The following is a 25,091-nucleotide window of genomic DNA, read 5'->3' on the forward strand; positions in this document are numbered from 1 at the left end:
GTTTACCAAAAATACTTAAACCGTGAAATAAAAAGAGGAAGGCCGAAGCCCTCCTGCTCTACTCAACTGAAAAAATATAAGAATATAATGGCTGATTTCCATTATGAACCTCAATTTCGATATGTTCATAATGATTTTCAACATGTTGGACTAATTGGTCTACTTCGTTTTCGGATGCATCTTCTCCTTGGAGAATCGTCAATATTTCATCCTCTTCATCGATCATTTGATCCAACAATTTTTTGGCAGCTTCAAGTTTGCTTTTATCTTTTGCGACGATGGTTTTCTCGTAAATCCCCATGAAGTCTCCTTTTTCTATCGCAAGTCCGTCAATACTTGTATCCCTTACAGCATATGTGACTTGTCCTGTTTTCACATTCCTGCTTGCTTCCTCCATCGCCTTTACGTTTTCCTCTAAACCGAGTTCAGGATTGAAAGCCAGCAGGGCGGATAATCCTTGAGGAACGCTTTTCGTTTCAATGACTCTTATATTTTTATCAGTTATTTGTGCTGCTTGATTGGCTGCCATAATGATATTGGAATTGTTCGGCAAAATAATAATATTCTCTGCGTTCAACTGTTCGACAGCCTTTACAAAATCTTCCGTACTTGGATTCATCGTCTGGCCGCCTTCAATAATTTTTGTTGCACCAATTGATGTAAAAAGGTCGGAAATTCCCGAGCCCATGGCAACCGCGATAATTCCGTACTTTGCATTTTTGGGTGCCGCCGGTTCAGTAGATAATACATTTTCCGTTTGATTATTGACAATTGTACTATGCTGCTCGCGCATGTTTTCAATTTTCATATTCAATAAGCTGCCGTAGCGCTGCCCGTATGTCAATACCTCGCCAGGCTGTTCAGAATGGATATGTACTTTGACAAGTTCATCATCGGCAATTACTAAAAGCGAATCTCCGAACCGGGATAAATCTTCGCGAAATTTCTTTTCAGAAAACGGCTCTTTTTCTTTTTCAAACCGAACCATAAATTCTGTACAATATCCATATTTAATATCTTCTGTATTAATATGACTTTGTGCATTTTTATGATGCTCTGCACTTACCAGTTTGTCCATCGAAGGAAGCTTAGGGGATTCGGAAATTTTCTCTCCCTTTAATTCTGCCAAAAATCCCTCGTAAATAAATACAAGTCCTTGTCCACCGCTGTCCACAACGCCCACTTCTTTTAGGACAGGCAGAAGCTCAGGCGTTCTCTTTAATGACTCCTTTGCTTCTTTTACCATTTCTTCCATAACAATTGTCAGATCATCGGTTGATTTAGCTGTTTTAACAGCTTTTTTCGCAGCATCTTTTGCAACCGTTAAAATAGTCCCTTCAACAGGCTTCATAACAGCTTTATAGGCAGTATCAACACCTGCTTGAAAAGCTTTAGCAAATTCATCCGTATTGATCGATTCTTTTCCTTCAACCGCTTTTGCAAACCCACGAAAAAGCTGGGATAAAATAACCCCAGAATTTCCACGCGCGCCCATTAACAGACCTTTTGCAAATGCTCCAGCTACAGAACCGATATTTGATGAAACATGTTTTTGTACTTCTTTTGCTCCAGCTGTGATGGATAAATTCATGTTTGTTCCCGTATCCCCATCCGGAACAGGAAAAACGTTTAACGCATCCACCACTTTCGCATTATTAGATAGATGATTCGCTCCTTGAATCACCATTTCCGCAAAGCGCTTCCCATCAAGCAAAGTATTGGCCACAAATGTTTCCTCCTTCTCTACGGATTCGTAACACGAACCCCTTGCACATATATGTTAATGGAATCGACAGATAATCCAAGAATTTGATTTAATGTATATTTCACTTTTGTTTGAACATTATGAGCAACTTCTGATATTTTTGTTCCATAGCTGACAATAATATACATATCAATATGAACGCTCTCTTGTTCTTGGCGGACGATCACTCCACGGCTGAAATTTTCTCGCCGTAAAATTTCTGAGAGTCCGTCTTTAATTTGATTTTTGGAAGCCATTCCGACAATTCCGTAACAATCAACAGCTGCACCGCCGGCAACTTGTGCGACTACATCATTCGAAATTTCGATCTGGCCATATTTCGTTTTTAATTCGATGGACATTCGAGTTCCTCCTTTAGCATACGTTCATTACAAACATTTTACTATATGATGATTTGGATTTAAAGAAATGTCATGGCTCCCTACATAATAAGAGCATTAATACATGATGATGTCAAGCGTAAATTCTTGAAAGTGAGGTGAATTTATATTGCAATGATCAAGGGTGTATGTTACATTATTATAGTATCTTGAAACATTGTCAAAATAGCAATTTCCTTGCAAGTTAGGAGGTATAGAAATGGCTCGTAAATGCGTAATTACTGGCAAAAAAACAAGCTTTGGCAATACGCGCTCTCACGCTATGAACGCTTCAAGACGCAAATGGGGAGCGAACCTTCAAAAAGTGCGAATTCTTGTGAATGGAAAGCCAAAACGTGCATACGTTTCTGCACGTGCTCTTAAATCTGGAAAAGTTGAGCGTGTATAAAACAAAAGTTAGACGACAAGAGGTTGGATTATGATCAGAAGAAATCGGCGAATCCCGATATCTTCTGATCAAAAGTATTTCGAAAATAAGCGTTTAAAAAATCGGCGCTTTAACAAACTTCTGCCCGTTTTGTTTCAATACTCTTTATTCACCTTTTGAAGCACTTCCAATGTCACATTTCTTCAAGCACATTCTTCTTTTTAGGCGAATCCTACAACTATAAAATCCACGTTAACATGAAATTTTTTCAAACTGCTAAAAAAACTACATAGGTTATTTACTACATATTAACGATCGGAATACATTCCACTTTCTTAAACAGTTTGCCTTTCTTCAGCGCGATCCGTGTTCCTTTTGGCATACACAAAATCAACCGCATAAAGTCTACTTAAATTAAAAAAATTCTTTTTACACAAAAAAGATGGAAGAAAAATGAGGCAGCTTTTTAGTATTGAAGACAAAAATCCCTGCCATTTACTGTATTTGTTGACAGTTTGCTAAAAACGAAGGCAACATGCACTTAATCGGGGTCCTCTATTATTTTTTCCAGTTGAAGATGAACATTCTAACAGAATGGTAAATCCCCACAATATAATTTGGTATAAAAAAAGCTTGTAGAGTTCACACCATTTGGCTTTGTCTACAAGCAGAAAGCACCTTGATAGGTGCTTCTTTAATCTTTCTTAAATGAACCGAGCATTGCCCGTATAATTCCTCCTAAAAACCTCGGAAGCTTAATTGTATAAAATCTCATTTATATTTACCCTCCCCATGAGAAATCTAAAAAACGTCTATAAGTAGCATATTCATCATCCGTATTTTAGATACTAATTAGAACGTCTTCATCAACTTTTCTTACAATATCTTTATGCATGAAAAAAATAAAAAAGTACTTGACATCTATTGAAGAATCAACATAAAAATGAAAAATTTTTTCCTTTAAATGTGAAAAGAACCGCATATAAACGGTTCTTTCACATTCCTCTTATAGATTTGATCGCTTGTTTGCGATCTTTTTGATTATAAATGGCTGATCCTGCCACAAGCACATTTGCTCCAGCTTCCACACACAATTTGGCTGTTTCAGCGTTGATGCCGCCGTCCACTTCGATCTCAACTTGCAAATTTCTTTCTTTCAAGATGCTGGAAACTTGCTGAATTTTTTTGATGACTGATGGAATAAACGCTTGTCCGCCAAATCCAGGGTTAACCGTCATCAAAAGCACGAGATCAACATCTTCTATTACATGCTCGATCATCGATACAGGAGTATGTGGATTTAAAACAACACCTGCTTTCACTCCATTCGATTTGATTAAATGGATCGTTCGATGAAGATGCGGGCAGGCTTCCGCATGAACGGACAACAAGTCGGCTCCTGCTTCAACAAAAGCAGGAATATAACGATCAGGTTGTTCAATCATTAAATGAACATCAAGCGGCAGCTTGGTCACTGGGCGGATCGCTTGCACAATGAGTGGACCAATCGTAATATTCGGCACAAAGTGGCCGTCCATCACGTCAACATGAATGTAATCCGCTCCTCCTTTTTCCACATCAATAATTTCTTCTGCCAACCTAGAAAAATCTGCGGATAAAATCGAAGGTGCAATTTTAACCATGTTTAATACCTCGGCTTTCTTTCTTTTATCTCTTCTAAAAACTGAAGATAATGTTCGTACCTGTAGGTGGAAATATCGCCATTTTCAACCGCTTCTTTAACGGCGCATTTTGGCTCCTTCTGATGGAGACAGCCTCGAAATTTACATTGAATGCTAAATTCTTTTATCTCTGGAAAGCAATTCGGCAAGTCAGCAGCTTCTATACCCGTAAACTCCAGCGAACTAAATCCGGGCGTATCGGCGACTAGTCCCCCTCCCAATGAAATGAGCTCTACATGTCTCGTTGTATGCTTTCCTCTCCCCAAATGATCGGAAATTTCTCCTGTCTTCAATTGCAAACGGTGATCCAGGCAGTTCAACATGGAGGATTTGCCAACTCCAGATTGCCCGGCAATCACTGAAATGCTGTCTTTTAAATAAGGAATGACCTGTTTAACTGTTTCAGGCTCTTTTGTAGTCATCAAAAAGACAGGATAGCCAATTTTTTCATAATCTTTGGCAAACTGACGAATCTTTTCATCTATTACATGATCTGCAATTAAGTCCATTTTTGTAATACAAATGATCGGGCGAATGTTTTTGGCTTCCATTAACACCAAAAAGCGATCCAGCAGCTTGGCGCTAAAATCTGGACTTACAGCGGAAAAAACTAAGATCCCTTGATCAATGTTTGAAATGGGCGGACGGATCAATTCATTCTTTCTTTGCAAAATTTCTAGAATATAGCCTTCTTTTTCATTTTCCGCCTGAAAAATAACTTCATCTCCTACTAGAGGGGAAATTTTATTTTTTCGAAACACCCCTCTTCCCCTGCATTGATAAAGCTTATTTTCAGCTAATACGTAATAAAATCCGCTTAACGCTTTAACAATTTTGCCTTTTGGCATACATGACCTCCTTTTTCATTAATTTTCAGGATAAGGAACTGTTTCAGTTTTCACCACTTCATTATTCAGCAAAACTTGATAATAAGCGGATTGACCAGGTTGAATCGTCAACTCAATTTTCTTTTTGGTAGGCTTTGATATTTTAAATGTTTCATAAGGTTCACCGATAGAATGCTCAGCATCATTGATATAAATACCCACTTCCGCTTCTTCGCCGTGAATTTCGGGATCAAACGGGATCTCTACTTCACGGACGACTTTTTTGTCCGGCTTTTCTTCCGGACCTAAGGAAATAACCACTTCTATTTTTTCACCTGGAAGCACTTTTTTTCCTGCACTCGGTGATTGGGAAATCACTTGACCGGCAGGAACTTCATCGGAATGTTCTTCTTTCTTTGAAAAAGATAAACCTTCTTTTTCCACATAGTCCTTAACAGCTTCTTCTGTGTATCCCGTTAAATCTGCAAGCGTGATTTTTCTCGGTCCTTTGCTCACGGTTAATGTAATTTCATCTTCATCAGGAATGAGCTCTGCTCCCTCACTCGGAGATTGGTCAATGACAGTTCCTTCCTCTTCACCGCTATATTCTTCCAATACTGTAATGTTGGAAAATCCTTTTACTTCAAGGAGCTGCCTTACTCTCTCGATATCCTTCCCGATATAATTATCAAGCGTTACCTTTTTCTTGCCTGCACTTTCATAAATGATAATAGAAGAACCTTCTTCTACCATTTCTCCTGCTTCTGGTTCTGTCCTTATGACATATCCTTCTGCAATTTCATCGTTTTCCAACAAAATCGTGTCTTTGACATCAAATCCTTCCTTCAGCAATTGGTTGACAGCTTCCTCATATGTTTTCCCTCTCACATCAGGCACTTCTACATCTTTTGGAAGGATTAGTTTAGGAAGAACGAGAAGTGCTAAAATGATGGCTATGATGACTACAGCTGTCGCCATCCATAACATTTTCAGCCATTTTCTTTTTTTCTTAGGGCTTACAATATTTTCATGCTTTTGTTCCTTTTCTAATCCCGACGGCTGCCGATCCTTTGCATGATGAATGATTGTTTGTTCCCCAGTTTCAGGTATATCATGTAAAACAATCGGATGGGTGATCGTTTTTTCGTCGTTATCAGGTATTTCAAATTTCTTTTCATCTAATCTGTCTGTATTAAAGGCAGTGCGAATATCTTCTCCCATTTCTTCCGCAGAGGAATAACGGTGAAGAGGGTCTTTCGCCATCGCCTTTAAAATAATATTTTCGACGCTTTGGGGGATCTCAGGGTTCCATCTCTTTGGAGACGGAGCTTCTGATTGCAAATGCTTTAAAGCGATTGATACGGCCGATTCCCCGTCAAAAGGGAGCCTGCCTGTCAGCATTTCATACAGGACGATGCCGAGCGAATAAATGTCAGATTTTTTTGTTGCAATCTGACCTCTCGCTTGTTCAGGCGACAAATAATGTACAGAGCCCAGCACGGAATTAGTGTGGGTAATGGTTGTTGATGTCAGAGCCATAGCAATCCCAAAATCGGTCACTTTAATGTTCCCGAGGTTGTCAATAAGTATATTGTGCGGCTTTATATCTCTATGGACAATTTGATTTTCGTGTGCGTGAGCAATGGCTGATACGATTTGCTCCATTAAATTTAATGCTTCTCTAGGATGCAAAGGTGCATTTTGCTGGATGTACTGCTTTAACGTCTTGCCTTCCACATACTCCATCACGATGTAGTAAATGTTATCTTCTTCGCCGACATCGTAAATGCTGACGATATTCGGATGGGCAAGGCTTGTTGCCGATTGTGCCTCTCTCCTAAATCTTCGTATAAACTCATCATCATCTGAAAAATCTAATCGTAAAATTTTAATGGCAACGTCGCGTTCTAAAATAATGTCTCTTGCTAAATAAACGTTTGCCATTCCTCCTCCGCCAATCACTTTCAAAATTTTATAACGGCCGCTAATCCGCTTGCCGATCAGCATGTTCCATCACTCTCGTGGCCGATGACATGTTTATAAATAATGACAGAAATATTGTCATCGCCGCCGTTTTCATTTGCTAGCCGTATTAATTCCTTCGCTTTTTCTTCCAGTGATTGGTCGGATGATAAAATTGATTCCATTTCATGTTCCTGCACTTTATTCGATAAACCGTCAGAACAAAGAAGCAAATAATCGTTTACTTCTAGGCCGACTGTTTTAATATCTGCATCGACAGATTGTTCTGTGCCGAGAGCCTTCAATAAAATGTTTTTTCGCGGATGCTCTTTCGCATCCTCTTTTGAAATTTGTCCCGATTTCACAAGCTCGTTCACTAATGAATGATCATCGGTAATTTGAGCAAAACCGGCTTTATTTAACAAATAGCATCGGCTGTCGCCAATGTGGGCGATTGTAGCAAAGCTTTCAGTACAGATGGCGCCGACAAACGTCGTGCCCATTCCTTTACATTCCTTATGTTCATTCGCATATGTCAAAAGTTCTTCGTTGACTTCGGCAATATGATCGTTTATCCAGCGCTCCGCCTGCTCGGGATGTTCCATTTTTTCCGCTTCGTTCCAGCTTTTTTCAAAATGCTCGATCGTCATTCTGCTTGCGACATCGCCTGCGAGGTGGCCACCCATTCCGTCAGCCACGACAGCTAAAATTTGCCCGTGTCGGTTAAGAATGGCACTTGCGGCGTCTTCATTATGGGTTCTGACCTTCCCTTTGTCAGTAAAAACAGCGGTTTTCATTTATTCACCTCGTCTCTATTTTTCGCTCTTTTGCCCTTAACTGTCCGCAAGCTGCATCAATATCGTGTCCATGTTCTCTTCGGATCGTGACATTAATCCCTTGTTCCTTTAATGTCCGTTCAAATCGAAAAATTTGATTTTTGCTCGTGCGAACATAATTCCTCTCCGGAACATAGTTGACTGGAATTAAATTCACGTGGCATTTTAAATCTTTTATTAGCTCAGCAAGCTCGAGTGCGTGCTCCACTTGATCATTTACGCCTCCAAACAGTCCGTATTCAAATGAAATTCGCCGCCCTGTTTTGTCAATATAATATTTGACTGCCTTCATTAAATCAGGAAGCTTAAAAGCTTTATTGATCGGCATTAGCTTTGTGCGCAGTTCTGTATTCGGTGCATGGAGGGAAATAGCTAAATTGATTTGTAAATTTTCATCAGCAAATTGATAAATTTTAGGGATAATTCCGCTCGTTGAAACAGTAATGTGGCGGGCGCCAATGTTCAATCCTTTTTCGTCGTTGATGATTTTTAAAAATGACATCATTTCTTCATAGTTGTCAAAAGGCTCTCCAATCCCCATTATGACGACATGGCTGACTCGTTCGCCGATTTCATCTAAAATTTGCTGCACTTTTATGACTTGAGCTACAATTTCCCCCGCAGATAAATTTCGTTTTAATCCACCTAATGTGGAAGCGCAAAAGGTGCACCCGATTCGGCAGCCAACTTGTGTTGTCACACATACTGAGTTTCCGTAATTATGCCTCATTAACACCGTTTCAATGGAATAGCCGTCATGGAGCTCAAACAAAAATTTCATCGTGCCGTCTTTTGACGTTTGCTTAACAATTGTTTTCAATGTTGTCAAATCGAAATGCTCCGCCAATGCTTCCTTCAATGACTTTGGCAAATTGGTCATTTCATCGAAAGAGGCAGCGCGTTTTTTATACAGCCAATCAAAAATTTGTGCTGCTCGAAAGCCTTTTTCTCCTTGTTGTTCAAGCCATTCTTTTAAATCGGAATATTTTAACGAATAAATAGATGGTTTTACTTGCATCTTGTCCATCATTGTACCTTCCTTCTCAAAGCCGCGATAAAAAATCCGTCGGTATTGAAATATTGCGGCAAAATTTGCACAAAGCCGTTTTCGACGTATTGTCGAACTTTTTCCGGCATTCGATCTTTTAACGTCTCATCTAATTGAAAGTCATCATGCTCCTTTAAAAAATATTTTATCATCTCCTCATTTTCTTGTTTATCTATTGTGCAAGTGCTATAAACAAGCAAACCTCCAGGCTTCACCAAATCAGCTACGGAAGCTAATATCTTTTTTTGCACTGATGTTAAAGAAAGAATATCTTCTTCTGTTTTCGTATATTTTATTTCCGGTTTTTTTCTTATGACACCGAATCCGCTGCACGGTGCATCCACTAAAATTTTGTCGAAGCTGTTTGGCGGAAAATGCTCCGAGGCGTTGCGGCTGTCCAGCACTTTTGCGTTTACATTCAAGAGCCCAAGCCTTGATGCTTGTTTTTCGATGAGCTGGATTTTATGCTCGTGCAAATCTAGGGAGACGACTTTACCCGTATTATTCAAAAGCTCTGCAATATGAGTTGACTTCCCTCCCGGTGCTGCACATGCATCCAAAATTTGCTCTCCTTCTTTTACATGTAAAGCTAGCGAGACGAGCATCGAGCTTTCATCTTGAATGGTGAACCAACCTTTTTGATAGAGGCTCGTATTCGCTAAATTTCCTTTTACAGCTTCGATGGCCTCATCAACCAGCTTTCCCTTTACCGCCTTTATTCCTTCTTTTTCCAAAGCAGCGATCGCCTGAGGAACTGTCGTTTTCAGCTTGTTCACTCTAGCTGTTTGTTTAGCATGCAAAAGCTGTGAGGATAATATATTTTCCGCATTCTCAAACCCGTATTGACTCGCAAGCCGTTCGACAAGCCATTTCGGAGCGCTTGTCTTTACCGCTGTACGCTCAATCGGATCTTGTATATCTTTAATGGTAGGGAGGCCTTTTCGTTGTATATTTCGCAAAACACCGTTTACTAGAGCCGCAATCCCTTTATGTCCTCTCTTTTTGGCGATTTCCACTGCCTCATAAAGAACCGCGCGGTCAGGAATCCGATCTAAATACACCATTTGATAAAGCGATATTCTTAAAAGCTGGATCACCCAATTGCTAATTTTTTTCTTTTTCTCTAGAAAATGCGATAAATAGTAATCAAGAGTCAGCTTCCGCTGGATGGTTCCGTAGACAAGCTCTGTCAATAAAGCAGCATCTTTTTGCTCCAATTTATATTTATCAATCCATGTATTTAGCAGCAGGTTGCTGTATGCTTGTTTTTCTTCGATGGCCACTAGTAAATCCATTGCTAGTTCTCTTGCATTTCGTTTTTTCATTCGAATGTCATCCCTATTTCAATTTGCGTTCCTCTTAAAAATTGCTCGCAGCTCATTTTTTTCTTTCCGGACGGCTGAAGCTCAATAATTTTAATGGAAACGTCATTTCCTGTTGCAACAACGAAACCGTCCTTGTCGACGGAAACAATTGTTCCAGGCTCTGCTTGGTGTTCTTTCTTCACTTTTTCTCCCCACCAAATTTTAATCGTCTTTCCGTTCAAAACCGTGTAGGCAACTGGCCAAGGATTTAACCCGCGAATGTGGTTGTACACCTCTTCACCGCTTTTCGTCCAATCGATTTTTTCCTGTTCCCTTTGAATATTCCAGGCAAATGTGGCTTTCGTTTCATCTTGCGGAATTGGAGTTATGCTGTTTTCTAAAATTTTCGGTATCGTTTGTGATAAAAGATTGGCGCCTGCTTCGCTCAATTTGTCGTGCAATGTAGCAACCGTATCCCTTTCATCAATTGGAACTTCGACTTGTGTTAAAATATCTCCGGCATCCAGTTTTTCCACCATATACATGATCGTAACTCCCGTCTTCTTTTTGCCTTGCATGATGGCATAATGAATGGGTGCTCCGCCTCGCAGCTCAGGCAAAAGAGAAGCATGTACATTTATACAGCCATATTTCGGTGCGTCCAAAATCTCTTTTGGCAAAATTTGACCAAAAGCAGCCGTTACAATTAAGTCGGGTTTTAACGCCAAAATTTTTTCTATTTCTTCTTTGTGACGGATTTTTTCAGGTTGAAACACTGGAATGTTATGTTGTTCTGCAGCCACTTTTACAGGCGGAGGCGTCAATTGTTTTTTTCTTCCTTTCGGGCGGTCTGGCTGTGTGACAACCGCACAAACGTCATGACCGTCTTTTACGATTCGATTTAGCACTGGTACAGCAAAGTCAGGCGTGCCCATAAATATAATTTTCGCCATACATATCTCCCTTCTATTGTTTCCAACTCATCGACATCTAAAAACTAGATATGATGCTAACAATTTACATAACCAATTTATAGAATGGTATACGGATTTAGATCAATCATCAATTTTAAATCCGTTTGCGACATGTCCTCTTCATAATGCTCGAACAATAATTTCAGTGTTTTATACAAGTTTTTTTCCCGTTTGTATTTTATCATGCATTGAAATCGATATCTATCTTTCATCTTCGGTATTGGCGAACTGACAGGACCGAGGATCTGCGCCTCATTTGATAAATGAAGCTTTAAATATTGTCCAATTTTCTCCGTTACTTCAGCTGCTTTTATCGCATTTGGATGGGAAACGGTAATGAGAATGAGAAAATAATAGGGCGGATAGGCAAAAGATTTTCTCATTTTCATTTCCTGTCGATAAAATGTTTCAAAATCATGCAAGCTTGCCAATTGAATGGAGTAATGCTCAGGCGTATAAGTTTGAATCACCACTTCCCCCGGAAGCTCATGCCGGCCTGCTCTTCCGCTTACTTGCGTTAATAATTGAAACGTTTTTTCTCCAGACCGGAAATCAGGAAGATGGAGCATCGTGTCAGCCGAAAGCACTCCGACCAATGTGACATCAGGGAAGTCCAATCCTTTTGCAATCATTTGTGTTCCAAGCAGGATGTCTGCTTTTTTTTCGCCGAATGCGTTTAAAAGCTTTTCATGCATTCCTTTACGGCTGGTCGTGTCGACATCCATCCGTATGACACGCGCTTCCGGGATAAGCCTGTTGAGCTCTTCCTCGATACGCTGAGTTCCTGTTCCGAAAAAGCGGATATGCTCGCTTCCACATTCTGGGCATCGCGACGGCATGGCTGTTTCGAATTGGCAATAGTGGCATTTTAGCTTTTCCCCATGCCGATGATAAGTAAGGGAAATATCGCAATGAGGACATCCTATGACATGTCCGCAATTTCTGCACATGACGAAGGAAGAATAGCCGCGCTTGTTTAATAAAAGTACAGATTGCTCTCCTTTCTTCAAGCGATCTGTCAGCTTTTCAAACAACGTTCTTGAAAACATCGATCGGTTGCCGTTTCTCAGCTCCTCCCGCATGTCGACAATATGGACTTCCGGCAGAGGACGGCGGTTGACGCGTTCTTTTAAAGTTAACAACGTATAAACGCCTTTTTGTGCTCTCGCAAATGATTCAAGCGTCGGAGTGGCGCTTCCTAAAATGACTGGACATTGATGATATTTCCCTCTGTAAATGGCAACGTCCCTTGCATGATACCGAGGACTTTCCTCCTGTTTATAGCTAGTTTCATGCTCTTCATCAATAATAATGATGCCGATATTTTGAAACGGGGCAAAAATTGCTGATCTCGCCCCGACGACAAGCTTCGCTTCTTTCCGGTAAATTTTCCGCCATTCATCGAACTTTTCCCCGCTGGACAACCCGCTATGAAGAACAGCAACCTGGCTGCCAAATCTGCTTTTAAACCGCTGAACCATTTGAGGAGTCAACGATATTTCAGGTACTAGCACGATCGCTTCTTTTCCTTCATTCAATACCTTCTCGATCGCTTGCAAATAAATTTCCGTTTTGCCGCTTCCCGTGACCCCATACATTAAAAATACTTCGTGCTCGTGTCGATTCAGCTTGTCTAAAATCGGCTCCATTGCACGTTTTTGTTCGTCAGTTAACGGTAAAGGCTTCGTTCTCGGAAACTGTTTATGCTCATAAGGATCTCTGTAAATTTCTACTTGCTCCTCTGTCAAAATACCTTTTTTAATTAACGCTTTGACGGCAATTGAAGCTCCTTGTATGCTGTTCGTCAACTCCGTTAATAAAATCGGATTAGGATGATCAATTAAAAATTGAATAACCTCTTTCTGTTTATGGGCGCGAGCTGGCAAATGCTGAAGCTGTTCTTCAAGCTCACGAACCGGCAAAAGTGGCTTTACATATTTCACAAGCCGTTTTTTTTGCTTTTGTTCGACACGATAATCGATTTGCAAATTCCCATTCCGAATCTCCTTTTGAACGACGGCGACAAGCGATGAAGGTAAATCCTCCCATGAAAGAGGCCCTCCTTTTTCGAAAGCAGTCCTGATCTCTTCAGGCAAATCCTCCAATTGAGCGGAGCTCGATGGCTTGATTTCTTTTATGTACCTCGTTTTCATCGCAGCCGGAAGCATTGCCTGAAAAGCGGTGATTTTATAGCAAAGAGTCGTTTCACTAAGCCATGCGCCAAGCTCTAACAGTTCATGATTTAATACCGGTTCCGGATCAAAAAGCGAATGGATCGGTTTCACACTGTCAATATCTGTTTCATTTTTTAACTGAACGACAAATCCAGTAAGCTTGCGGGAGCCGAAAGGAACGATGACCCTCATGCCAGGCTGGATTACGCCAGCGAATTTATTTGGAATTTCGTAGTCAAATAGCTTGTCCGTGCCTTTTGCCGGGACATCCACAACAACGCTTGCATACCGCATTATCTATTCACCTTTCAAAAGCTTTTCAATTTCTCTTAAAATTGCATTTGCCACTTCTTTTTTAGACATAAGCGGATACGCCTTCTTTTCTCCGTTTCTATGAAAAATCGTCACTATATTTGTATCCTTTTGAAATCCTGCTCCTGGTTCATTTACATTGTTGGCGACAATTAAATCCAAGTTCTTTTCATTCAGCTTATGCAGCGCATATTGTTCAACATTTTCCGTTTCCGCCGCAAATCCTACCAGCAATTTTGTTCCTTTCTTCTCGCCGAGTCTTTTTAAAATGTCTTCCGTACGTTCCAATTCAATGACTAATGAGCCGTCCTTTTTTTTCATTTTTTGATCAAATGTTTGTTTCGGCCGATAATCAGAAACTGCGGCAGATTTAATCACAATGTCGGCTTTGTCAAAATGGTTCATCACTTCATGATACATCTCTTCAGCACTTTCAACTGGCACAAATGTCACCCCGGCCGGCGGCGCAAGAGAAGTCGGACCGGAAATTAAAATTACGCTCGCTCCAAGCTCCTTCGCCTGCTCGGCGATCGCATAGCCCATTTTTCCGCTTGAATGGTTGGAGAAAAACCGGACAGGATCTATTTTTTCCCTTGTCGGCCCCGCAGTAATGATAATTGTTTTCTGATTCAAGACGGAAGGTACCTTCGTTTGATCGGAAAAATGGTTTTGAATGAGTTCAACGATTTTGTCCGGCTCTTCCAGGCGGCCTTTGCCAACGTAACCGCATGCAAGATGTCCTTCTTGCGGTTCAATAAACTGATAGCCGTCCCGATAAAGCGTTTCAATGTTGCGTTTTACAGCCGGATGGTCATACATATGTACATTCATTGCAGGAGCAATCCAAACCGGTGCAGTTGTCGCCAGCAGTGTCGTTGTCACCATATCATCGGCAATCCCTGAGGCAAGTTTCCCAATGATATTGGCAGTTGCTGGAGCTACGAGCACTAAATCAGCCCAGTCGGCTAAATCGATATGTGCAATCACTTTCGCATCTTTTTCATCAAAAGTATCTAAAAACACTTCATTTCTCGATAGTACTTGAAACGTCAAAGGGGTGACGAATTTCGTAGCAGATTCTGTCATGATCACTTTCACATCAAAACCCGCCTGTGTCAGCTTGCTCGTCAAAGCTGCAGCCTTGAAAACCGCTATTCCTCCCGTTACACACAATAAAATACGTCTCGGACGTGCCACTTTGTTCTCCTCCTATTTCTCAGCTTTTTAAAAAAATAACAACCTATCAAGTAGGTTGTTATGACAGCAGCTATTATTTCTCAATCTTTTCATAATTAAGCAGCCCTGCATCAATTTCTTCCAGCGCTTTTCCGACATATTTTACAGATACCGTGTTTTCCAATTGCTGGTCATTGTTTTGCTGCATTTGCCGCGCTCTTTTTGCTGCTACAGTTACTAGTGTATATTTTGAATTGATACGGTTTAATAGGGAATCAATTGATGGATAAAGCATCAAGACTCAACCTCCAAAAATTTTTTGTACATTTGTGCAACTCTTTCCCTTCTGCAATGTTCAGCAGTCACAATCGCTTTAATTTTTTCACAGGCAAGATTCACTTCATCATTAACAACAACATAGTCATAATAATCCATCATGTCAATTTCTTCTTTTGCTTTTTTCATCCGATTATTGATCAAGTCAGCTGACTCTGTTCCTCTCGTGACAATTCGATTTTTCAGTTCTTCCAGGCTAGGCGGGAGTAAAAATATAAACAACCCGTCAGGAAATGCCTTTTTAACTTGAAGAGCCCCTTGAACTTCAATTTCTAGAAAAACATCTTTTCCTTCTGCAAGTGTTTTCTCTACATATTCAACGGGTGTACCGTAATAATTCCCAACATATTCTGCCCATTCAAGCAGTTTGTTTTCCTTAATCATCTGTTCAAATTGTTCGCGTGTTTTAAAAAAATAATCTACACCGTCCTTCTCACCCTCCCGTGGGGTTCTCGTCGTCACTGAGATCGAATATTGAAAATTGACGTCTTTTTGTGCAAACAACGCTTTGCGAACAGTGCCTTTTCCCACTCCGGACGGTCCAGACAAAACAATTAACAAACCTTTTTTCTTTAATTGCATTTCAAATTTACCCTACCCTTCATCAGACAGCTCATCTTTATTGGAAAGCCTTTGAGCAACTGTTTCCGGTTGGACGGCAGACAATATAATATGGTCAGAATCCATTATAACAACTGCTCTCGTCCTTCTTCCATATGTCGCATCAATAAGCATTCCTCGTTCTCTTGCATCTTGAATCATCCGCTTTATCGGAGCCGATTCGGGGCTTACAATGGAAATGATGCGGCTTGCTGAAACGATGTTGCCAAAGCCAATATTAATTAATTTAATTCCCATGATTTTTCCCCCTAAAAAGCCTTTATTCAATATTTTGAACTTGCTCTTTTAATTTTTCAATAACAGTTTTCAATTCCACAACGAAAGCAGAAATGGCCGAATCATTCCCTTTAGCTCCGATCGTATTGGCTTCCCGGCTCATCTCTTGTACGATAAAATCAAGCTTCCGCCCTATCGGTTCATCTTTTTCGATCGTTTTTCGAAACTGGCTCAAATGGCTTTCTAATCTTGTCAATTCTTCCGTAATATCCGATTTGTCAGCGAAAATTGCCACTTCCAACAATATTCTATTCTCATCAATATTCCCTGTTATAAACTCGGATAAACGCTTTTGCAATTTATCTCTGTAGTTGCTTGCGACAATACTGGCTCTTGATTGAATATGCTCTATGATTTGCTCTAACGCTTCCAAATGCTCAAGCAAGTCTTCTTTTAGCTTGCTTCCTTCTGCAGCCCGCATTTCCAGAAGTTGATTGGCCGCTTCATGAACAGCTTCTAACATCATACATTCAAGCTCTTCATTTTCATTCGCAACCTCTTGAATTTCAAAAATATGTTCATCATGCAAAAGGTGCATGAAACGAATGGAATCATCTATATGAAAACGGCGTTTCATTTCGTTCAAAGCGTCTATGTATTGAGCGGCAAGGGACCAGTCAACGTTTAGGGTTCTGGAAAAAAGACCCTCTCCGCTGACCGTGATGTACAATTCCACACGTCCTCGATTTATATAAGATTGTACGGCTTTCTTTATTTTTTCTTCAAGCGAAAAAAAATTTTTAGGCATCCGCACGCTGATTTCACAAAACCGGTGATTGACCGATCTCATCTCAACTGTTATTTGCATCTGCTGCACCGTTTTTACCGAGCGGCCAAATCCCGTCATGCTTAATACCATTGTACCACATCCGTTCTTTCGTCGCCTTCAAAACAAAAGAAAAAAAGAAAGGTCATAGAATAGCATCTATCACCTGAAAAAATTATAACATAACTTATCGTTTTTTTCTTGTTAAAATTGATCCTGCCAGCAAAAATGTCGGCAGAGCGGACATGACGAAAATAAACAGCCAATCTCGAGCCATGATAGGCGTTGTATGGAAAATCGGTTGAAGCGGCTCATAATAAATGACAACAAGCATTAAGATTATGGATGAAAAGACTGCCAGCAGCAAATAAATGTTGCTAAAAGGATTCCGGTCAAAAATCGTTTTTTCCGTTCTTGAATCAAACACTAAAATCAATTGGGACAAAACAAGTGTTGCAAAAGCAGCTGTTTGCGCGTAGGCAAGCTGTTCTGTATTCCGTTCATAAATGAAGTAAAAGACAAGTAGTGTGGACAGCCCGATTAAAAACCCGCGAGATAAAATTTTCCAGCCAAGCCCTCTCGAAAAAATCCCTTCTTTCGGATCGCGAGGCTTTCTTTTTAACACATCTTCTTCTGCAGGATCAAGGCCAAGCGCCATAGCCGGCAGGCCATCTGTTACAAGATTCACCCACAAAATTTGAATCGGAACAAGCGGCAGTGGCAATGCTAAAATCATGGCAAATAACATAACTAGTATCTCTCCTACATTTGATGCTAATAAATAGCGAATAAATTTCCTGATATTGTCATAAATATTGCGCCCTTCTTGAATCGCTGCTTTAATGGTGGCAAAGTTATCATCAACGAGAATAAGAGAGGAAGCTTCTTTTGCCACATCGGTGCCGCTCATTCCCATCGAAATGCCTATGTCTGCCGCTTTGATTGCCGGGGCATCATTTACGCCGTCTCCAGTCATTGCAACGATATGTCCTTTGTTTTGCAATGCTTTCACAATTTTCAATTTATGCTCCGGAGAAACTCTGGCAAATACGTAAATATCATCAACTACTTCTTCCAATTCTTCAATCGTGAGCTTGGACAAAGATGATCCGTCCATTACTTTACCGTTAGGCGGCAATATTTCTAGTTCTTTTGCGATAGCTTGTGCGGTAATAACATGATCGCCTGTTATCATGACAGTTTTAATGCCTGCTTCACCGCATTCCTTCACCGCTTGTTTCACTTCTGGTCTTGGCGGGTCAATCATTCCTTGTATGCCAATGAAAATAAGAGAAGATTCCGCTTCAGCTTGGGGTAGAGATCCTGTATGAAGCGGTTTGTATGCAACTGCTATCGTTCTTAATGCTTCGTTTGCCTGATGAAAAATCGCCTTTTGAATGTCATTTTTTCGCTGTTCCGTTAAACGTTCTTTTCTATCGTGCCAAAGAACATGTGTCGAACGTTCTAATATAACATCTGGAGCTCCTTTTGCAACTGCAAAGCATTTTCCGTCTTTATCTTGAACAATGACGGACATCATTTTTCGGTCGGAGTCAAAAGGAAATTCTCGCATAATATGAAATTGCTTCAATAATTTTGATTTTGCCAGCCCCGCTTTCATGCCAGCCACGATCAACGCACCTTCCGTCGGGTCGCCATCAAGGGAATATTCTCCATTTGTTTCAATAATATCAGATGTTGAAGCAAGCATTCCAAACATTAACATTTGCTTCAACGGTTTATGAGCAGCCGGATCAATTTTTTTTCCGTTTTCAAAAAACTCCCCAGCAGGCTGATAGCCCGCACCTGTTACCTTCCATGATTTATTGCTTATCCAAATGTCTGTCACAGTCATTTGGTTTTGAGTCATTGTTCCTGTTTTATCTGAACAAATGACGGTTGCACATCCGAGCGTTTCAACAGCTGGAAGCTTTCGGACAATTGAATTTTTCTTGATCATCCGCTGGACGCCCAATGCCAATGCAACCGTAACAATCGCCGGCAAGCCTTCAGGAATCGCCGCCACTGCCAGCGAGACCCCCGCCAAAAACATTTCATAAACAGCATGTCCTTGCATGACTCCGATTCCTGCTACTAATACCGTCAAGAGAAGAGCTACAACAATTAAAACTTTGCCCAGCTCTTCTAATTTTCTCTGCATCGGTGTCAATTGCTGCTCCTGGGTTTGCAGCAAATCTGCAATTTGCCCCATTGCCGTTTTCATGCCTGTAGCCACGACAACGCCGACTCCGCTTCCTCTTGTTACAAGCGTGCCCATAAAGGCCATATTTTGCATATCGCCAACGGATCCTTGATTCCCTTTTAATGGGCGTGTATGTTTTCCAACAGGGACGGATTCGCCAGTTAGTGCCGACTCCTCGACTTCAAGGCTTGATACCTGAATGAGACGCACATCAGCTCCGATTCGATCGCCGCTTTTAAATTTAATGCAGTCCCCTACGACAATTTCTCTTGAAGGGATCTTCACCCACTTCCCGCTGCGCAATACAGTTGTCTGCGGGCTTGACAGTTCTTTTAATGCAGCAAGAGACTTCTCTGCCTTTTTCTCTTGAATAAATCCAAGAACTCCGTTCAAAATCACAATCGCAATAATGGCAACTGCATCAATATACTCTCCTAAAAGGCCGGAAATGACGGTTGCCGCAATTAAAACAAGAACCATGAAATCTTTAAACTGGCCGAAAAATAACAAAAGATTTGATTGCCGTTTTCCTTCTGCAAGCTCATTGTATCCTAATTTTTTTCTGCGGTTTTCTGCTTCTTTTTCTGATAATCCTTTTTTTATATCGACATTCAATGATTGAATTGCTTCTTGTTCTGTCAATTCATGCCATTTCATGAATTTCTGTTTCACCCCTTTTCACCTTTTGATACACGCTCTAAGAACAACATATTCAGCCTTGTCCTAAAACATGTTATAATTTAGTAAGTTTTTTCTTGGACTTCATGGAAAAAGGGTGAGCAAATATGTCTTTTGACGGCATTTTTACATATTGTGTTCAAAGAGAATTGAAACAAGAGCTTGAAGGCGGAAAAATCACAAAAATTCATCAGCCTTCTAAGCACGATCTTATCTTGCAAATTCGTCAGAAAGGTAAAAATTATCGTCTGCTTATATCCAATCATCCCAATTTTGCGCGCATTCATCTTACAGCCTCCAACTATGATAATCCGCAAGAACCGCCGATGTTCTGTATGGTTTTAAGAAAGCATTTGGAAGGAAGCATCATTGAGGAAATCAGCCAGGTCGGACTTGATCGAATCGTCATGCTGCAAATGAGATCCCGCAATGAATTAGGGGATATCACCAGGAAACAATTATTTGTCGAGATCATGGGAAAACATAGCAACATCATCTTAGTCGATCAAGAAAAGAAGATGATCATTGACAGCATCAAACATGTATCAGCTGCAGTCAATCGCCATCGCTCTGTTTTGCCCGGACACGCATATGTTTTTCCTCCAGACCAAGGCAAATTGAATCCTTTTCATGCTTCAGAAGAAACGGTTTTGAAAAAAATTGATCTGTTTTCAGGAAAATTTGAAAAACAAATTGTCGACCAATTTGCTGGCATCTCGCCTCTGTTGGCAAAAGAAATCGTCTACCGCTCTGGAATCGCCAATAAGGAATCGGTTGCCAGAACGCTTATGTCCGTTTTAAATCAAATAAAAAGCGGAAGCATTGTTCCGCAAATGACAAAAACTTTAAATAAAGAATATTTTTATATTTTGCCTTTAGAGCACGTAAAAGGAGAAAGGAAAACATTTTCTACCATAAGCGAATTGCTAGACCGATATTTTTACTCGAAAGCGGAACGCGATCGAGTGAAGCAGCAAGGGCAGGATTTAGAACGCTTCATCATCAACGAGCGAAAAAAGAATGAAACGAAAATCCAAAAGTTAAAACACACGCTCAAAGAGGCTGAAAAAGCAAATACGCTGCAGCTTTACGGCGAACTATTGACAGCGAACATGCATGCTGTGAAAAAAGGGGATAAAGAAGTCGAAGTGATCAACTATTATGACGAGGATGGACAAAAGATCAAAATTCCGCTTGATCCTTTGAAAACTCCTTCCGAAAATGCGCAAAGTTATTTCCAAAAATATCAAAAAGCCAAAAATTCCGTTTTAGTTGTCAAATCACAAATCGAAAAAGCAGAACAAGAAATCGAATATTTTGACCGGCTTCTCCAACAGCTTGAAACGGCTTCCCCTAAAGACTTAGAGGAAATTCGAGAAGAATTGATCGAAGGGGGATATTTGAAAAAAAGAGCGAACCACCCGAAGAAGAAAAACGTAAAACCAGTATTGGAAACTTATCTGTCCAGCGACGGAGTTGAAATATTAGTCGGCAAAAACAACAAGCAAAACGAATACTTGACAAACCGGGTTGCTGCTAGAGACGATATTTGGCTTCATACAAAGGACATACCCGGCTCCCATGTTGTGATCCGAAAAAAGGATCCATCTGAACAGACCATTTTAGAAGCAGCGAATCTTGCAGCTTATTTCAGCAAGGCGCGTCAGTCAAGCTCCGTACCTGTCGATTATACAAAAGTGCGCTATGTAAAAAAACCGAATGGCGCCAAGCCTGGGTTTGTCATATATGAAAATCAGCAAACGGTCTATGTGACGCCTGATGAAGAGCTCGTGCTGAAGTTGAAAAAACAATAGACGTTTTTTCTGCTTCTCCTTCTGCTTTTATAAGCTTCTTTTATGAAACTCTTACTCCATTAACAACGTTGATCATCGGGAATGTCGCCTTCACTAGCTCTAATCTTGAAAAATTATGTACGCCTCATTTCAGTACAGAGAAAAAGGAAACCATTCATAACACGGTTTCCTTTTTCAAATATTTATTCTCTTCTCTTGTTGCAAACGCTTCTTCAACTCTGAAGCGAAGCAGTTCTTTTACAGCCGAATGGTTTCCGATATGATCAGTTAACATAATATTTTTATTCGTTACCTTTTTCAATTGCTCGATTTCCTTTTGAACTCCTTTTAACAATAGACCTGTAAACAATAAATAAGGCACAAAAATTATTTCTTCTTCCGTCATTTTTGGAACGGATTGAACAACATCTTGAAAAAGAGGAGAAGCTGCGGTTAAAAAGCAGCACGTCACCGGTACTTCCAATCGCTCTTCAAGCATGCGGCCAATCCTTAAAAAATCTTGCTGCATTTCCACATCGCGGCTTCCTCGACCGATCAAAATCATTCTAGACTTTTTCGGTCTATTCAAAACGCGTTTAATTCGGTCTTCCACCGCCTGTAGCATCAATTCATCAACGCCAAAAGGCATGCCATAGGAGATCATTGCTTCCGGATACTTTGTCTGCAATGTCGAAAGAATAGCTGGTATATCTTGTTTGGCATGGCCGGCAGCTAATAACAGCACTGGGATTACCGCAATATGAGCAGCTCCTTTTGCGAAACAGGATGCAAATCCTTCCTCAATGGTAGGCTTTGCAAGCTCAAGGAAAGAGATTTCTTGAATCTCGTATGGCAGGCTCGCCTTCACGTCATTGAAAAAATGAATCGCCTCTTCTCTAGAATCTCGCAACCGACTGCCGTGAAAGATATACAGAACCCCTTTTTTCATAACGAAACACCTGTTGTAAAATCGATGTTGCTCATCTGCTTCTCAAACCAGTTCAACTGGTCATGAAAACGAACGACTTCGCCGATAATGATCATGCATGGATTAGAAATACAATTTTCTTTTGCCGATTTCGCCATTTCCTTCACGTTTGTCGTTACTGTGCGCTGTTCTTCCGTAGTTGCCCATTCAATAAAGGCAACAGGTGTATTGGGATCCTTCCCGCTTCGGACCATCATGTCTTGGATTTCCGGAATATTTTTCACACCCATATAGACGGCAACGGTGTCCGCCGCCTTCATCAAATGAATCGTTTCCTCTTTTGTTTTCCGGTCCCCTGCTCTATGCCCGGTAATAAACGCACAAGAAGCGCTGATGCTGCGATGCGTAAGCGGGATGCCAGCATAAGCGGAAGCGGCGGAAGCAGCCGTAACCCCGGGGATCACTTCAAAAGGAATTCGTTTTTGAACCAATACTTCCGCTTCCTCTCCCCCTCTGCCAAACAGATAGGGGTCGCCTCCTTTAAGCCGAGTTACGATTTTGCCTGCTTGGGCATACTTCACTAAAAACTTATTGATCGTCTCTTGGCGCATCGTATGGTAATTTGGCAATTTGCCGCAATAAATGAGATCCGCTTCTTTTTTTGCATAAGCAAGGAGCTCTTTGTTGACAAGCCTGTCATATAAAATCACATCCGCCTTCTGAATCGCCTTCATCGCTTTTATTGTGATTAACTCTGGATCCCCTGGGCCTGCTCCGACAATATAAACTTTTCCCACGCTGATCTCCCCCACTACGTACAGAGCGTCACGTCGCTTTCATCAATCACAAACCCTGCACTTTTTCGTATTTTTTTCTTTTCGTACAACGTAATATCTTCAATGTCAAGAACCTTTAAATAAAATTTTTCAAGCTCCACATCTACTTGCTCGAATGCTTTCAAATCATTTTCGGCCGCGATGATAACTGGAATTTCCTTCTCCTTCGTTTTAACAAGAAAGCGATATAAATACATGCTGACACCCCATTTAAGCTCCGAGAGGTTCCAAAATCTCATCGAGCTTCGCCTGCAAAGGTTCAATGCCGACTCGATCATAATATTCTAAAAAGGTTTCACCGGCCAGCTTCGTTTCTTTGAAATATTGCAGAAAATCTTTCAATACGAAATGAAGCTTCTCTGCCTCAATTTTTCCATTCAATTTTTTATTAAATCGGCCGCCATCAAGAAGCGTTCCGCCAACATGAATTTCGTAGGCATCGACCATTTTTTTATCTTTTGTTCTCATCATAACGCCTTGCAGACCGATGTCCGCGATTTGCCGCTGACCGCAAGAATTCGGGCAGCCTGTAATGTGCATCCGAACAGGTACATCCAATTCTAATTGTTGATCCAAATATTCCACAATTGTCTTCATCCGCTGTTTCGTTTCAACAAGCGCAAGGTTGCAAAATTCCGTTCCAGTGCAGGAAACGGCATAACCAATGAATGATTTCGGCTTGATGGTAATTCTGCCTTTTTGAAAAATTTCTTCTGCCAGCAAAGCTTCGACTTGATCATCCGGAATGTTCGGAATCACAATATTTTGTGTATTGCAAGTCCGGATTTGTCCATTTCCATATTTTTTGGAAATTCTGGCGATCTCCAGCACTTCCTCGGAATAAAGTCTTCCGAGCGGAACATTAAAGCCAATGTAATTCAAGCCTTCTTGCTTTTGCGGATGAACGCCGTAAAAATATCCTGCGTTCCAGCCTTTTGTTTCATCGTTTCCTCTTTCCGGAAGCGGACCTGTCAGTTCAAGCAGTTTTTCTTGGAATTTTTCTACACCCCAATCGGCAACTAAAAATTTTAAACGGGCGCGGTGTCTTTTCTCACGATAGCCGTAATCGCGGAAGATGGTTGTCACCGCAATGGCAACATCCTTCACTTTATCCGGGGTTACGAAAATGTTCAATGGTTGGGCCAAATGCGGTTTTGATGATAGTCCGCCGCCGACCTTTACATGAAAGCCTTTCACAAGCTTTCCGTCAATCTCTTTTGTAGCTGGTGTGAAAGCTAAATCATTGATTTCTGCATGTCCGGAATTGTAGTAGCTTGCACTAATCGAAATTTTATATTTTCTTGGCAAATTGGAAAAATCTCTATTTTTATAGAAAAATTGATGAATTTCTCGCACAATCGGCTCTGTGTCCAAAAGCTCTTCCGGGTCAATGCCAGCAAGAGGATTTCCAATCACGTTGCGGGCGATGTCGCCGCAGGCGCCTACCGTTGTTAGGCCGACTTCATCCAAGCGTCTAAATATTTCCGGAATGTTCTCGATTTCCAGCCAATGGAACTGAATGGCCTGACGAGTTGTAATATCAAATAGATCCCGGCCAAAATCTCTGCAAATCCCTGCGAGCGCAACGACTTGATCATAGGTTAATATTCCCGTCGGCACTTTCACCCGCATCATGAAATAACCGTCTTTTTTTGGACGTTGAAGATACAGCCCGGCCCATTTGAGCAAATCCCAATCTTCTTCCGGAATGGAAGCAAAGCCGTTTTTCGCAAAGGTGTCGATTTCTTCCAAAATGTCCAATCCGTCTTTTTCAAGCTTTTTTAATTCAAACTTATTTAAATTCTCATTGTTTGCCCATACTTTTTCTTGTGCCATTGCAACTCCCC

The 25,091-nt window shown here is 40.9% G+C and carries 23 protein-coding genes; 2 read left to right on the forward strand and 21 right to left on the reverse strand.

Going from position 1 to position 25,091, the window contains the following annotated elements:
- Window positions 1–58: 58 nt before the first annotated feature.
- Window positions 59–1,726 carry a DAK2 domain-containing protein gene (locus NSQ71_RS10580; RefSeq protein WP_340733933.1) on the reverse strand — a complete coding sequence of 556 codons (1,668 nt, stop codon included), beginning with the start codon at window positions 1,724–1,726 and terminating at the stop codon, window positions 59–61.
- 17 nt (window positions 1,727–1,743) lie between these two features.
- The gene (locus NSQ71_RS10585; protein ID WP_063388443.1) at window positions 1,744–2,106 is read right to left on the reverse strand and encodes an Asp23/Gls24 family envelope stress response protein; all 363 of its coding nucleotides are present in this window, start codon (window positions 2,104–2,106) and stop codon (window positions 1,744–1,746) included.
- A gap of 238 nt (window positions 2,107–2,344) precedes the next feature.
- Between NSQ71_RS10585 and rpmB the strand changes: the two genes are divergently transcribed.
- The gene (rpmB, locus tag NSQ71_RS10590) at window positions 2,345–2,533 is read left to right on the forward strand and encodes a 50S ribosomal protein L28 (protein WP_340733934.1); all 189 of its coding nucleotides are present in this window, start codon (window positions 2,345–2,347) and stop codon (window positions 2,531–2,533) included.
- Between the two features lie 673 nt (window positions 2,534–3,206).
- Here the strand turns inward: rpmB and spoVM are convergent.
- From spoVM to NSQ71_RS10665, 15 genes are all read right to left on the reverse strand, one after another.
- A complete protein-coding gene (gene spoVM, locus NSQ71_RS10595; protein ID WP_063388445.1) occupies window positions 3,207–3,287 on the reverse strand; it encodes a stage V sporulation protein SpoVM in 81 nt (26 codons plus the stop codon).
- 220 nt (window positions 3,288–3,507) lie between these two features.
- Window positions 3,508–4,155, reverse strand: a complete 648-nt coding sequence (rpe, locus tag NSQ71_RS10600; RefSeq protein WP_327847729.1) for a ribulose-phosphate 3-epimerase — start codon at window positions 4,153–4,155, stop codon at window positions 3,508–3,510.
- A 2-nt stretch (window positions 4,156–4,157) separates the two neighbouring features.
- On the reverse strand, window positions 4,158–5,042 hold the full coding sequence (rsgA, locus tag NSQ71_RS10605) for a ribosome small subunit-dependent GTPase A (protein WP_327873781.1): 885 nt from the start codon (window positions 5,040–5,042) through the stop codon (window positions 4,158–4,160).
- Window positions 5,043–5,060: 18 nt separating this feature from the next.
- Window positions 5,061–7,028, reverse strand: coding sequence for a Stk1 family PASTA domain-containing Ser/Thr kinase (gene pknB, locus NSQ71_RS10610; RefSeq protein ID WP_340733935.1), 1,968 nt, complete (start codon window positions 7,026–7,028; stop codon window positions 5,061–5,063).
- Window positions 7,022–7,780 carry a Stp1/IreP family PP2C-type Ser/Thr phosphatase gene (locus NSQ71_RS10615; RefSeq protein WP_063388449.1) on the reverse strand — a complete coding sequence of 253 codons (759 nt, stop codon included), beginning with the start codon at window positions 7,778–7,780 and terminating at the stop codon, window positions 7,022–7,024. The genes pknB and NSQ71_RS10615 overlap by 7 nt, the downstream gene beginning before the upstream one ends.
- Before the next feature lie 4 nt (window positions 7,781–7,784).
- The gene (gene rlmN / locus NSQ71_RS10620; protein WP_144597706.1) at window positions 7,785–8,849 is read right to left on the reverse strand and encodes a 23S rRNA (adenine(2503)-C(2))-methyltransferase RlmN; all 1,065 of its coding nucleotides are present in this window, start codon (window positions 8,847–8,849) and stop codon (window positions 7,785–7,787) included.
- Window positions 8,846–10,192 (reverse strand): 16S rRNA (cytosine(967)-C(5))-methyltransferase RsmB, encoded by a 1,347-nt coding sequence (gene rsmB / locus NSQ71_RS10625; RefSeq protein ID WP_144597707.1) that lies wholly within the window; start codon window positions 10,190–10,192, stop codon window positions 8,846–8,848. Before rsmB ends, rlmN begins: the two co-directional genes overlap by 4 nt.
- Window positions 10,189–11,124 (reverse strand): methionyl-tRNA formyltransferase, encoded by a 936-nt coding sequence (fmt, locus tag NSQ71_RS10630; protein ID WP_063388452.1) that lies wholly within the window; start codon window positions 11,122–11,124, stop codon window positions 10,189–10,191. The genes rsmB and fmt overlap by 4 nt, the downstream gene beginning before the upstream one ends.
- 77 nt (window positions 11,125–11,201) lie before the next feature.
- Entirely contained in the window at window positions 11,202–13,613 is a 2,412-nt protein-coding gene (gene priA, locus NSQ71_RS10635; protein ID WP_327847733.1) for a primosomal protein N', read from the reverse strand.
- Window positions 13,614–13,616: 3 nt separating this feature from the next.
- Entirely contained in the window at window positions 13,617–14,828 is a 1,212-nt protein-coding gene (gene coaBC, locus NSQ71_RS10640; protein WP_066246562.1) for a bifunctional phosphopantothenoylcysteine decarboxylase/phosphopantothenate--cysteine ligase CoaBC, read from the reverse strand.
- A 73-nt stretch (window positions 14,829–14,901) separates the two neighbouring features.
- A complete protein-coding gene (gene rpoZ, locus NSQ71_RS10645) occupies window positions 14,902–15,102 on the reverse strand; it encodes a DNA-directed RNA polymerase subunit omega (protein ID WP_063388646.1) in 201 nt (66 codons plus the stop codon).
- Complete coding sequence (gene gmk, locus NSQ71_RS10650; RefSeq protein ID WP_063388455.1) at window positions 15,102–15,725, reverse strand: guanylate kinase; 624 nt, start codon at window positions 15,723–15,725, stop codon at window positions 15,102–15,104. Before gmk ends, rpoZ begins: the two co-directional genes overlap by 1 nt.
- Before the next feature lie 12 nt (window positions 15,726–15,737).
- Window positions 15,738–16,001, reverse strand: coding sequence for an extracellular matrix/biofilm regulator RemA (gene remA, locus NSQ71_RS10655; RefSeq protein ID WP_063388456.1), 264 nt, complete (start codon window positions 15,999–16,001; stop codon window positions 15,738–15,740).
- A gap of 22 nt (window positions 16,002–16,023) precedes the next feature.
- On the reverse strand, window positions 16,024–16,899 hold the full coding sequence (locus NSQ71_RS10660; protein WP_339192956.1) for a YicC/YloC family endoribonuclease: 876 nt from the start codon (window positions 16,897–16,899) through the stop codon (window positions 16,024–16,026).
- A 94-nt stretch (window positions 16,900–16,993) separates the two neighbouring features.
- Window positions 16,994–19,666, reverse strand: a complete 2,673-nt coding sequence (locus NSQ71_RS10665; RefSeq protein WP_340734426.1) for a calcium-translocating P-type ATPase, SERCA-type — start codon at window positions 19,664–19,666, stop codon at window positions 16,994–16,996.
- A 128-nt stretch (window positions 19,667–19,794) separates the two neighbouring features.
- On the opposite strand from NSQ71_RS10665, the gene NSQ71_RS10670 reads away from it, so the two are divergent.
- Window positions 19,795–21,501 (forward strand): Rqc2 family fibronectin-binding protein, encoded by a 1,707-nt coding sequence (locus tag NSQ71_RS10670; protein WP_340733936.1) that lies wholly within the window; start codon window positions 19,795–19,797, stop codon window positions 21,499–21,501.
- 154 nt (window positions 21,502–21,655) lie between these two features.
- Here NSQ71_RS10670 and NSQ71_RS10675 read toward each other — a convergent pair whose 3' ends face one another.
- From NSQ71_RS10675 to NSQ71_RS10690, 4 genes are read right to left on the reverse strand one after another with little or no spacing between them, the layout of a single operon-like run.
- Window positions 21,656–22,429, reverse strand: a complete 774-nt coding sequence (locus tag NSQ71_RS10675; protein WP_339196605.1) for a sirohydrochlorin chelatase — start codon at window positions 22,427–22,429, stop codon at window positions 21,656–21,658.
- On the reverse strand, window positions 22,426–23,205 hold the full coding sequence (gene cobA / locus NSQ71_RS10680) for a uroporphyrinogen-III C-methyltransferase (RefSeq protein WP_339209957.1): 780 nt from the start codon (window positions 23,203–23,205) through the stop codon (window positions 22,426–22,428). Before cobA ends, NSQ71_RS10675 begins: the two co-directional genes overlap by 4 nt.
- 14 nt (window positions 23,206–23,219) lie before the next feature.
- A complete protein-coding gene (locus tag NSQ71_RS10685) occupies window positions 23,220–23,441 on the reverse strand; it encodes a DUF3906 family protein (RefSeq protein ID WP_339209959.1) in 222 nt (73 codons plus the stop codon).
- A 13-nt stretch (window positions 23,442–23,454) separates the two neighbouring features.
- Entirely contained in the window at window positions 23,455–25,080 is a 1,626-nt protein-coding gene (locus tag NSQ71_RS10690; protein WP_340733937.1) for a nitrite/sulfite reductase, read from the reverse strand.
- Between the last annotated feature and the right edge of the window lie 11 nt (window positions 25,081–25,091).

Origin of the sequence: Aeribacillus sp. FSL M8-0235 (genome assembly GCF_038000355.1) — a bacterium.
Classification (GTDB): domain Bacteria; phylum Bacillota; class Bacilli; order Bacillales; family Aeribacillaceae; genus Aeribacillus; species Aeribacillus composti.